Raw genomic sequence first — 12,047 nt, 5'->3', positions numbered from 1 at the left:
GGCCGGAGGAGGCGGCAAGCGGCGGTTATTGCAGGTCGAGTGCGGCCTGCGCACCGGGCTGGTGCGAACGGCGGGTTTCCACCCGCGGCGCCTTGCGATTGGGGCTGACCAATGGCGGCAGGCGCGGGTGCCGGTCCGCGAACAGTTCCGCCAGAGTGAAGATCTGGAGGGCCGGAAAGCGGCCGAACTCGGTCTGGACCAGCCCATGGCTGTCGGCTTCCTGTTCCATGCCGCGCGTCGGCAGTCCGGCACAGACGAACAGGCCAAGGCTATGGCCATCGCGCTGCATCACCCGGCCAAGATCGCGGACCATCGCCGGATTTACATGATGCCCCGCCTTGACGGAAATGACGCCGGTTTCGGTCTGGCCGCCAACGCCGACATAATAGAAATAGCCATCGACGCCGCGATCGCCACCCTTTTTGCCGCCCATCCATGGCCATCCGCCCAGCCGCAGCGTGATCCAGTGCTGGAACTGATGCGGATCGTCCTGCGCCAGTCGTTGGGCAGATGCGAGGTCGCGGGGGCTGCCGATCGTTTCGAATTGGGCAGCATCGCCATAGCCTTCGCGCAGCCGCTTCTCGATCAGGCCGATGGCGAGGTGCGTGATGTCGATCCCGATCCAGCGCCGGCCGAGCTTCTGCGCCGCATCCACCGCCGTCCCGCACCCGCAAAAGGGATCAAGGACGATGTCGCCGGGATTGGAGGACGCGGCGATGATCCGTTCCAGCAATGCGCGCGGCTTTTGCGTGGGATAGCCGAGGCGTTCCTGGGCTTGGGAATTGAGAGGTGGGATGTCGGTCCAAACGTCGCTCAGCGGAACGCCTCTCTGTTCGTCGAGATACCGTTTCAACTGCGGAACAGAGCCCACCCTGGTCTGGATCACTAACCCATTGTCGTGGGCCGCCTGCATGCGCTCCCGCGTCCATCGCCATACGCGAGTAATGCCAAGAAATTCGTATGTCAGATTGGGTCTGTTGGAATTGGGGTTGATGAGATTATCGAGCCGGTAAAGTCGGCCAGCTTCATCCTTGCGGGAATATTTGGCCGCCGTCTTTTCAGGCAAATCCGCAGGATCATAGGGTTGAAAGGCTGTGTCCTCATTCCACGTTGCCTCACTAGCTTTTGTGTATGCAAGAATGACGTCATGATTTGTAGGCAACCGACGCGACATTAGTGCCTTGGCAGTGGATCGTTTCCACACGATCTCGTTCCTGAAATGCTCGGCCCCGAACACCGCATCGAGCACCAGTTTCAGATAATGGCTCGCGGTCGGATCGCAGTGGAGGTAGAGGCTGCCCGTGGGCTTGAGCACGCGGTGCAGTTCCTGCAACCGCACAGCCATCATGGCGAGATAAGCCATCATCGCATTTTCGCCGATCGCCGTGCGCATCGCCTGCATCAGGACATGCAGCTTGTGATTACCGCTTTCCGTAATGTCCATGATGGCGCTGGCCGCCGCCGGGCCCCAGCTCCATGTGTCGTCGAATGCCTCTATGCTGGCGTCGGCGCCCGTGCCAGCGGGCGAACGGAAGAGGATATTGTAGCTGGCGTTGGAATTGAACGGCGGATCGAGATAGACCAGATCGACACTGCCATCCGCGACATGTTCCCGCAAAACGTCCAGATTGTCGCCATAATAGAGCCTGCTACCGCTGTCCTTGCTTGCCATGCCCAATGCCCTCTCTGCTGGGGGCAGAGCATCAGAAGAGAGGGAGCAAGGCCAATCCAATTCGGTCCGGAGTGAATCGGATCGACTGTAAATCCAGTCCCTTGTCGAGCATTTGCGCGCGGATCAGAAACTGAAGCTCAGCGCGAACGACGCCACATTGTCGTTGCTGTCGTCCGCGTCGGGGCGGAAGCCGTGCTGGTGCAGATAGCCGATTTCCGCATTGACATTCTTGGCGACCGGGGTGGTGATGGCGATCAGGTTGCGCATCCGCTCTTCGCCCTGCACGCGCTGGAAATTGGTCTTGTTGAGGTCGAAGAAGCTCTCATGGCTCAGCACCAGCGCGGTCTTGCCGCCTTCGCGGAAGGGCATGACCAGCTTTACATAGGGGCGCAGCCGCCAGGCGGTGCCGTCCACCCCGTCGCGCCACCGCTCCTCCATCCGCATGCGGGCGCTGATCGAGATGCGGCCGATCTTCGCGATATTGTCGAACGTCACCTGCTGGCGGCCGCGATGCTCCATAACGGTGAAATCGCCGCCGGCATATTGCGGGTCATGGGTGTAGCCGGCCCAGACCGTCACTGCCTTCGACAGTTTGTAGCCGACCAGCGTGTTGGATTCGACTTCATACAGGCCCTTGCGGTCGTTGCTGAAGCGGGCGACGATTTCCTGCGACAGGCGCCAGTGATCGTCCAGCTTCACCGTCGCGCTGGCGGTGGTCCACAATTGTTCATCCTCACTGGCATGGGCGGGGGACGCGGCCCACAACAGGGGCAGGGCGACAACGGACGACAGACACAGGCGAATGAAGCGCACGGCAATTCCTCTCCCAACAACGGGTCGCCGCGCCCAATATGACCAACATGTGACATGACGGCGTCATTTATATTTCTATTTCATGACAATCATTGCCTTGTCAGCGTTGCATCATGGCTGGACTCGGTCCGCCTTGGCATAGCCGTCGAAAATGACGGAAACATGCACGTTACATATTGAAATCTATTCGCAATCGCATTAGCGACGCGTGCACGGAGAGGCTCATAACGGCGCACGGCGCCGTCATTTCCAGCCTACGGGAACCCCGCCTTGCCTCGCTTCCGCTCCCTGTCTTTGCTCGCCCTGCCAATTGTCTTGCCCGGTCTGGCCCAGGCCCAGCTGCCGCTGGATGCCGCTATCGATTCCGACATATTGGTGACGGCGCGGGCGGAGAAACTCTATCGCGTCGACCACAGCGAGATCGGCAAGATCGGCGCCGATCCGATGGATATCCCGCAGTCGGTGCAGGTGCTGACCAGCGAATTGATCCGCGATCAGGGCGCGCGCGATATCACCGATCTGTATCGCAATGTCGCGGGCGTCAGCGCCAACCAATATGCCACAGTCACCTATCGCGGCTTCCGACAGGAATCGATGTTCTATGACGGGCTGCGCGGCGACCCGTTTCAGGGCTTTGCCGTGCCCAGCCTGTTCAGCATCGACCGGGTCGAATTTCTGAAGGGGCCGGTCGGCATGCTGTACGGCGCCAGTTCGCCGGGCGGCATGGTCAATTATGTGACGAAGAAACCGAAGGAAGAATTTGCGGCCTCCTTGCGCGGGGTGGTGGGCAATTATGACCGGATCGGCGGATCGGCCGAAGTGACCGGGCCGATCGACGCTGACGGCGTGGTGTCGGGGCGTGCCGGCCTCTTCTACGAACGGCTCGACACGGTGCAGCGTTTTTCCGGCAGCCGCAGTCTGGTGGCGGACGGTGGCCTCACATTCCGGCTGGCACCCGACACCAGCCTGACCGTGCAGGCGACCCGCTATGACCAGACATTGCCGGGCAATCGCCTGCGCGGCGTGGCGATCGACGCCGATGGCGATTTCCTGGCCGACCGGACATGGACACATAATGAAAAGAGCGATCGGCTGGCGCTCAAAGGCACGGTGTTGCAGGCACGGCTGGACAGCCGCCTGTCCGATGCGGTCAGCGTCAATGCGTCGGGCCGCTGGTTCCGCTACAGGGAAGATCAGCGCTATCATGAGCCGCTGGGGCCGGTCGATACCGACGGCGACGGGGTGGTCGATACCCAGCCGCGCCAGTTCCGGTCGCAGCATCGCGATATCGAGGGGCTGAGCCTGGCGTCGAATCTGGTGGCGAAGCTGGAGATGGGCGGGGTCCGACACACGCTGCTGGTCGGCGCGGACTGGTATCGTGAAACGTCCGATTTCACCGGCGTGTCGCTGAACGCTGTGCCCGGTCTGTCGCTCAGCAATCCGGTCTATGGCCTCAGCAACCCGAGCGAGGCGGATCTGGCGGGCCTGACGCCCGAAGTGACGGCGTCGCGCGCGCATCGCTATGGGGTCTATGCGCAGGAACAGGCGGATATCGGCGATCATGTCATCCTGGTCGGCGGCGTGCGGCACGACTGGTTCGACGACAAGGACCGGATCGGCGGCGAATATGCGGAAGGGGGGCGGTGGAGCTGGCGCGTCGGCAGCATCTACAAGCCGGTCACATCCGTGTCCCTCTATGGCAGCTATTCGCAAAGCTTCGAGCCGCAGGATGCCGGCAACCAGAATCCGGCGGTCGGCGGCCCCTTCGCCCCGATCAGCAGCCGCCAGTTCGAGGTCGGGGCAAAGGGCGCATTGATGGGCGGCAAGCTGCAACCTACGATCGCCCTCTATCATATCGTGCGCAACGGCATCGTGCAGGTCGATCCCGATCTGCCGCCGGTCGGCGGCCTTGATCAGCTGTCGCCGGTGGGGGAGGTGACGAGCAAGGGCGCGGAGTTCACCCTGTCGGCGGACCTGACCAAGAATTGGGTGCTGACCGCCAACTACGCCTATAATGACGCGCGCATCACCGACAGTGCGCCGGGCGCGACGATCGACAATGCCGTGGGCGGGCGCTTCCCCAATGCGCCGCGGCATCAGACGGGCCTGTGGTCCCGTTACCAAATACCGGCCTGGGGCGCGGCGATCGCGCTCGGCGGCCAATATGTGTCGGGGCAGCTGGACCGGCGCGGTGCGCATATTCGCGGCTTCACCGTGTTCGACGGCAGCATCACCAAGGATCTGGGCTTCGTCGAAGCGATGCTGCGGGTCGAGAATATCTTCGACAAGACCTATGCGCTGGCGACGTTCGATGCGCGCAAGGGCGCCTTTGTCGGGCGCCCGCGCACGGTGTTTCTGGAACTGCGCCGCGATTTCTGATCGCCATGCAGGCCTGAGAGTCCGTTTGGAACTGCGCCTCTGGCGCATCCGCACCGGCCCGCTCGCCCACCCGACCGCCCAGACATGGTACCCTTATGGGTGGTCGGGTGGGGGGAGCGGGCCGGTGCCGCATCAAAAATGCGCTCTTCCGCGCATTTTCCAAACAGACTCTCAGGCCGGATTATGCGCCTTCAGGAAAGCGTCCATCTTCTCCAGAAATTCCAGCCGGTCGGCCTCGCGTGAGAAGAAATGGTCGGCCAGCGGCTGTTCGACATAGATATACTCCTTGCCCGCCACCTTGCCGGCCGCCTTCAGCTTTTCCGCCATCTCGCGCGACTGGGCGACGGGCACGCGCCGGTCCTTCTTGCCGTGCATCAGCAGGATCGGGGTGGAGAATTGCGTGGCAAAGCCGATCGGCGAAACGGCGGCGAAATCGGGCGCCTGTTCCTTCATCCAGTCCTTGCGCCCGCCATGGTTGAGGAAGCGGCCGTCATAGCGCATCATCGCCGCCAGATCCGACACGCCGGCATAGGAAATGGCGCAGCGATATTTCGCGCCGTCGCGCTGGGCCGCGCGCATTGCCGCATAGCCGCCATAGGAGGCGCCGACCATGCAGACCCGCTTCGGATCGGCCAGTCCCTGCTGCACCGCCCAGTCGACCGCGTCGTTGAGGTCATCCTGCATGGCCAGCCCCCATTGCCCCTCGCCCTTTTTCGCAAAGGCGGTGCCATAGCCGGACGATCCGCGATAATTGGGTTGCAGCACGGCATAGCCGCGCCAGGCCAGATATTGCACCCACCAGTCCCATTCCTCGCTGTCGCGGGCAAAGGGGCCGCCATGGGGCATCAGGATCAGCGGTAGATTCTTGACGTCCCTGCCCATGGGCAGGGTCAGCACGGCGGCGATTTCCAGCCCGTCGCGCGCCTTGTAGCGGATGGTCTTGACCGGGGAGAGGCGGGTCTTGCCCGGAAACGCGTCGCTGACGCGCGACAGCACGCTCATCGCCCCGGCGGCGGTATCGTAATAATAATAGGCGCCCGGCTGGTCCGCTGTCCCGACATGGACGATCAGCTTCTGCCCGTCGCGGCTGGTGGACACGATGCGGGCGCGCCGGTCGCCCACCGCCTTGTCGATGTCAGCCTGAATCTTGGCCAGATTGGCGTCGAACCAATGGACCGTCGGCGCATCGGCGGTGTAGCGCACGCCGGCCAGGCCGGTGCCGGATGCATCCTCCTGTATTCCGCCCAGGTCGAAACCGGGCGCGGAGAAGATCTTGCGCCCCAGTTCCAGCGTGGCGAGGTTTAGTTCGTACAGCGCGTCGGTGCCTTCGCGGTCGTCGCTGGCGATAGCCTTGCCCGGATCGGCGGTGAACAGCAGCGGCGTCACCAGCGATTCATCCTTGCGCCGGTCGGCGCGGTCGACGACGCGAAAACTGGCCTTGGCATCAGGGCGGTAGAGCAGGGTCGACGTGCGGCTGGAATCGTTATAGCCCACACCCATCCGCACCGTGCCGCCGGCGTCGGCATACCAGCCACGCACATTCTGCCGGGGCGGCACGACATGGCGCATCCGGCCGGTGCTGATGTCGATTTCGTCCACCTTGGGCCAGAAGCCGGGATCATTGTAGAAAATGGACGTCTGATAGGACAGCAGGATGCGCGGGCTGCCGTCGCGGGCGATCCAGATGACGTCGTCGGCACTTTGCGCGGCGACATTCTTGGCGAGCAGCGTCACCTTGCTGCCGTCGCGTTTCACGCTGACGACGCGGCTGATATACCAGGGATTGCCCTGTACGTTGGATTCATTGCCGACCCCGGCGATCAGCCAGTCGTCATTGACCCATTGCCACCAGTTGAGATCATTCTCGCCCAGACCCATCGACCGGATACGGTTGGGGCCTTCATAGACGTCGGCGATGACCAGCCGCAATTCGCCATTGATCGCAACCCGGCTGGCGACATGCAGGCCATCGGGCGACAGGCTTGGCTGGCTCATCAGCGGCAGGGCGGCGAAATCCTTGATCGTCCACTGGCGCGGGGCAGCTGGTGCTGCGTTTTCCGCAGGCGGCGTCTGCGCCACCGCGCTTCCGCAAATGGCTGCGCCCGCAAGCAGCATGATGATGCGCGACATAATCCCCCCAAATGATCGACCCCAGGGCCGATATAGGGCGTCGCGCGTCGCGCGTCATTTAAAATAGGCTGTTATCAATCCGTTGGCGCGAACGAGTCAGGCGGCGCAATCCGCCGCCAGCGGTGCCAGCGCCACGCGGTTGCGGCCGCCGCGCTTGGCTTCATAGAGCGCGGCGTCGGCGGCGGAGAGCCAGTCCTGGCTCGTCATACGGCCGGGGCCGATCGCGGCCACGCCGAAACTGGCGGTGACGCGCAGCGGCGGATCGTTGGGGATGTGCATTTCCCCGATCGCCGTGCAGAAGCGGCGGGCGGCCGCCAGCGCATCCGCCTCGCTGGTTTCGGGCAGCAGCAACGCAAATTCCTCCCCGCCGATCCGGCCGAGCGAATCGCTGGGGCGGGACAGTTCCACGCAGCGCTTCGCCACCGCCTCGATCACCCGGTCGCCGACCGGGTGGCCATAACTGTCGTTGATCCGCTTGAAATGATCGATGTCCAGGATCAGCAGCGCGGCGGGGCGCTGGTGCCGGATGTGGAGCGCGATCGCCTTGTCCAGCGCGGCGACGAAGGCGCGGCGGGTCATCGCGCCGCTCAGATGGTCACGCTCGGCCAGCAGGCGCAACTCCATCTGTTCGACCACGATCGGGGCCAGGCTCTTCAATATTTCAATCTGTTCGGGCGCGAAGTCGCGGGCGCGGGTGTCGATGGCGCAGAGCGACCCGATATTATAGCCATCGGGCGTGCGCAGCGGCACGCCGGCATAGCTGCGGATGCCCGGATCGCCCGTGACCAGCGGATTGTCGCAAAAGCGCGGGTCGTCCCGCGCATCGGTGATGATCAGCGGCTCGTCCTGGCGGATGGCATGGTCGCAAAAGGCTTCGCTGCGTGGGGTTTGCGTGGCGTCGAGGCCGGCGAGCGATTTGAACCACTGGCGATCGGTATCGATCAGCGACACGGCGGACATCGGTACGCCGAACAAGGTGCGGATGAGGTTGGTGACCTTGTCGAACGCGCCCTCGGACGGGGTGTCGAGAATCTGGTAACGGTGCAGGGCGGCGATACGGCCGGGTTCGTCGTTCACAATCGCGTGCATCATCAGGGCATCCGCTGCTCGAACTAGGCCATGCCGACAGGGGCATGGCGGGACATAAGCTGCGGTGCGGCCCGCCCCCTAACCGGCCGACCACGGCGACAGACTGCGCCCCTGCCCTGAAGAAAAGGTTAATGTTTAGATTGGGAAGGCCCCGCGCGACCGGTCGGGCCAAAGATGAGGGGAGGAGAGGTGAAACCCCTCCTCCATCCCTTCACGGTCGATCAGCCGCCATGCGCCAGCGCGGCCAGCAGCAGCAGCGCGACGATATTGGTGATCTTGATCATCGGGTTGACCGCCGGGCCGGCAGTGTCCTTGTACGGATCGCCGACCGTATCGCCGGTCACGGCTGCCTTATGGGCTTCGCTGCCCTTGCCGCCATGATGACCGTCCTCGATATATTTCTTGGCGTTGTCCCATGCGCCGCCACCCGACGTCATCGACAAAGCGACGAACAGGCCGGAGACGATGACGCCCAACAGCAGGGCACCGAGCGCGGCAAAGCCATTATCGCTGCCCGCCACCGCCGCGATCGCGAAATAGACGATGATCGGCGCCAGTACGGGGAGCAGGCTGGGCACGATCATTTCCTTGATCGCGGCGCGGGTGACGAGGTCAACCGTGCGGGCATAATTGGGGCGCGACGTCCCTTCCATAATGCCCTTGTTCGTGGCGAACTGGTCGCGCACGTCCTTGACCACGTCGCCCGCCGCGCGGCCCACGGCGGTCATGCCCATCGCCCCGAACAGATAAGGAAGCAAAGCCCCCAGCAGCAGGCCGACGATGACGTATGGGTTCTTCAGGCTGAAATCGACCGGCTGGGTCAGCCCCAATGCGGAGCCATAATAGTCGAGATCCTCGGTAAAGGTGCCGAACAGCACCAGCGCGGCCAGACCGGCGCTGCCGATGGCATAGCCCTTCGTCACCGCCTTGGTGGTGTTGCCCACCGCGTCCAGCGCGTCGGTCTTCACCCGGACGCTATCGTCCAGATGCGCCATTTCGGCGATGCCGCCGGCATTGTCGGTGACGGGACCGTAAGCGTCCAGCGCCACGACCATGCCGGCCAGCGCCAGCATCGCGGTAGCGGCAAAGGCGATGCCCATCAGGCCCGCCAGCTGATAGGCGACGATGATGCCGACCACGATCACCAAGGTCGGCAACGCGGTCGATTCCAGGCTGATCGCCAGCCCCTGAATGACGTTGGTGCCATGGCCGGTTTCCGATGCCTTGGCGATCGAACGGACCGGGCGATAGGCGGTGCCGGTATAATATTCGGTGATGACCACCAGCAGGCCGGTGACGGCGAGGCCGACCAGCATCGACCAGAAGAGGGCCATGCCGGTATAGCCGCCGACCCCGTCCAGATCCGCGCCGAATACGGCGTTGAGGTCGCCCAGCGTATATTGGGTGGCGACATATATGGCGGGGATGGACAGGATCGCCGTGGTCCAGAAGCCTTTGTAGAGCGCCCCCATGATCGACTGGCTGGCGCCCAGACGGACCATATAGGTGCCGATGATGGAGGTGATGATGCACACACCGCCCACGATCAGCGGCAGGGCCATGAGCTTCATCAGGAAGGCGTTGTCCACGCCCGTCACCAGCAGCGACGTCAGCACCATGGTCGCGCCGACGGTCACGACATAGGTTTCGAACAGGTCGGCCGCCATGCCGGCGCAGTCGCCCACATTGTCGCCGACATTGTCCGCGATCACGGCGGGGTTGCGCGGGTCATCCTCCGGAATGCCGGCCTCGACCTTCCCCACCAGATCCGCGCCGACATCGGCCGCCTTGGTGAAGATGCCGCCGCCCAGCCGCGCGAAGATGGAGATGAGCGACGCGCCGAAGGCCAGTGCGACGAGACTGTCGATCACCAGCCGGTCGTCGGGCGCATGGCCGGCCGGGCCGGTCAGATACCAGAAGAAGAGGCTGATCGCCAGCAGGGCAAGGCCTGCCACCAGCATGCCGGTGATGGCCCCCGCCCGAAAGGCGACGGTCAGGCCGCTCTGCAACGTGCCGCGACAGGCTTCGGCGGTGCGGACGTTCGCGCGGACCGAAATATTCATGCCGATGAATCCTGCCGCCCCCGACAGGATCGCGCCGATCAGGAAACCGACCGCGGAGGTGACGCCCAGGAACAGGGCGACCAGCACCGCCACCACCACGCCAACGATGGCGATGGTGGTATATTGGCGGCCAAGATAGGCTTTCGCCCCCTCCTGAATCGCGCCGGCGATCGCCTGCATGACGTCATTGCCGGGTGGTTGGCTCAAGACCTGGCGACTGGTGAAAAGCCCGTAGAGTACGGCCAGCAGCCCGCACCCTATGGCGATATAGACAATCTGCATGGATGTTCCTCTCCCCCTGTTATGACTGTCATCGACCACTCCGCAGGGAATGACGGGCAGGCGATAGGCATAAGGGCGGGCGGCCGGACGAGGACGGTCCGGCATCGGGCACCGCGTCAATCAGCAACTGGACCATGCGCATAGGTGCGCTCCAACCGGCTGAGAATAGGGTGCAAGGAAGCTACAGACCTGACCGCGCGCGTCAAGATGGCTGGGGAACAGGATGGCGCATCGGTGTCCCTGTGGATAAAAGAGAGACAAAGAGAGGGGACGAGCATGGACAATGCGGGCAACAGGCCGATCATGCGGTTGTCGCGCATCGTCGAGATGAATCTCGGCTTCCTCGGCATCCAATTCTCCTTTGGTCTGCAACAGGCGAATATGGGGCCGATCTATCGCTATCTGGGCGCGGATGAGGCGAGCCTGCCCTTGCTCTGGCTGGCCGGGCCGGTGACGGGCCTGCTGGTCCAGCCGATCGTCGGCGCGATGAGCGACCGCACGGTCAGCCAATGGGGCCGCCGCACGCCCTATTTCCTGCTCGGCGCGATCCTGTGCAGCATCGGCCTGCTGGCGATGCCCTACAGCCCGACCTTGTGGTTTGCGGCCAGCCTGCTCTGGATGCTCGACGCGGCCAATAATATCACCATGGAACCCTATCGCGCCTATGTCAGCGACCGGCTGAACGAACGGCAGCGCACCGTCGGCTTCCTGACGCAAAGCGCCTTTACCGGCCTCGCCCAGACATTGTCCTATCTCGCACCCTCGCTGCTGGTCTGGTGGGGGGCAGACGCCGATCTGGTCGATGCCAACGGCATACCGAACATCACCCGCATCGCCTTCCTGATCGGGGCGGTGGTGTCGCTTTCCACTATTCTCTGGTCGGTGCTGCGGGTACGCGAACTGCCGCTTTCCACCGCAGAGGTTGCGCATATGCAGGCGGAGCCGCTGTCGCTGCGTACCGCGCTGCGCGATTTCGGGGCGGCGGTGCGGGACATGCCGCTGCCGATGCGCCAACTGGCCCTGTCGATGGCGTTCCAGTGGTTCGCGATGTTCGCCTATTGGCAATATATTGCCTTCGCGCTGGCCCGGTCGCTGCTGGGCACTGCCGATCCGGCCAGCGCCGGCTTTCGTCAGGCGGTGTTGCTGGCGGGGCAGGCGGGCGCGCTTTACAATGTCATTGCCTGTGTGGCTGCCTTTGCGATGATGCCACTCAGCCGTCGGATCGGGGTGCGCAATCTCCATGCCCTGTCGGTCGCGCTGTCGGGCGCGGCGATGATCGCCATCCCGCAGGCGCGCGATACGGCCATGCTGTTCGCGCTGATGATCGGCATCGGCATCGGCTGGGCCAGCATGATGGGCAATCCCTATGTCCTGCTGTCGGGCGCGATCCCACCGGAGCGGACCGGCATTTACATGGGCATTTTCAATATGTTCATCGTCCTGCCCATGCTGGCGGAAACGCTGGTCGTGCCGCTTGTCTATCGCCCGCTGCTGGGCGGCGATCCGCGCAACCTGATCCTGCTGGCGGGCGTCATGATGCTGTGCGCCGGGGCGGCGACGCTGCTGGTCAGGGTTCATCCGCAAAATATTGTGAAAGCCCCGGATTTGGCCTAGTCTGC

7 protein-coding genes are annotated in these 12,047 nt (G+C 63.7%); 2 read left to right on the top strand and 5 right to left on the bottom strand.

The genetic code is table 11. The features are described from left to right. Nucleotides 1–25: 25 nt before the first annotated feature. Complete coding sequence (locus tag RQH62_RS10815) at nucleotides 26–1,672, bottom strand: DNA methyltransferase (RefSeq protein WP_311268761.1); 1,647 nt, start codon at nucleotides 1,670–1,672, stop codon at nucleotides 26–28. Nucleotides 1,673–1,795: 123 nt separating this feature from the next. Then, on the bottom strand, nucleotides 1,796–2,485 hold the full coding sequence (locus RQH62_RS10810) for a DUF2490 domain-containing protein (RefSeq protein WP_311268760.1): 690 nt from the start codon (nucleotides 2,483–2,485) through the stop codon (nucleotides 1,796–1,798). Nucleotides 2,486–2,800: 315 nt separating this feature from the next. On the opposite strand from RQH62_RS10810, the gene RQH62_RS10805 reads away from it, so the two are divergent. Continuing rightward, complete coding sequence (locus tag RQH62_RS10805) at nucleotides 2,801–4,864, top strand: TonB-dependent receptor (RefSeq protein WP_311268759.1); 2,064 nt, start codon at nucleotides 2,801–2,803, stop codon at nucleotides 4,862–4,864. A 171-nt stretch (nucleotides 4,865–5,035) separates the two neighbouring features. Here the strand turns inward: RQH62_RS10805 and RQH62_RS10800 are convergent, their stop codons facing one another. The 3 genes from RQH62_RS10800 to RQH62_RS10790 form a co-directional block, all read right to left on the bottom strand. Further along, complete coding sequence (locus RQH62_RS10800) at nucleotides 5,036–6,994, bottom strand: S9 family peptidase (protein WP_311268758.1); 1,959 nt, start codon at nucleotides 6,992–6,994, stop codon at nucleotides 5,036–5,038. A gap of 96 nt (nucleotides 6,995–7,090) precedes the next feature. Next, nucleotides 7,091–8,086: a sensor domain-containing diguanylate cyclase gene (locus RQH62_RS10795; protein WP_311268757.1), complete on the bottom strand. Its 996-nt coding sequence runs from the start codon at nucleotides 8,084–8,086 to the stop codon at nucleotides 7,091–7,093. Between the two features lie 218 nt (nucleotides 8,087–8,304). Next, nucleotides 8,305–10,428, bottom strand: coding sequence for a sodium-translocating pyrophosphatase (locus tag RQH62_RS10790; protein ID WP_311268756.1), 2,124 nt, complete (start codon nucleotides 10,426–10,428; stop codon nucleotides 8,305–8,307). Between the two features lie 276 nt (nucleotides 10,429–10,704). On the opposite strand from RQH62_RS10790, the gene RQH62_RS10785 reads away from it, so the two are divergent. Further along, the gene (locus RQH62_RS10785) at nucleotides 10,705–12,042 is read left to right on the top strand and encodes an MFS transporter (RefSeq protein WP_311268755.1); all 1,338 of its coding nucleotides are present in this window, start codon (nucleotides 10,705–10,707) and stop codon (nucleotides 12,040–12,042) included. Nucleotides 12,043–12,047: the final 5 nt, after the last annotated feature.

Source organism: Sphingobium sp. WCS2017Hpa-17 (assembly GCF_031843765.1).
Lineage (GTDB): Bacteria > Pseudomonadota > Alphaproteobacteria > Sphingomonadales > Sphingomonadaceae > Sphingobium.
This window is presented reverse-complemented; position numbering and strand designations above follow the sequence as displayed.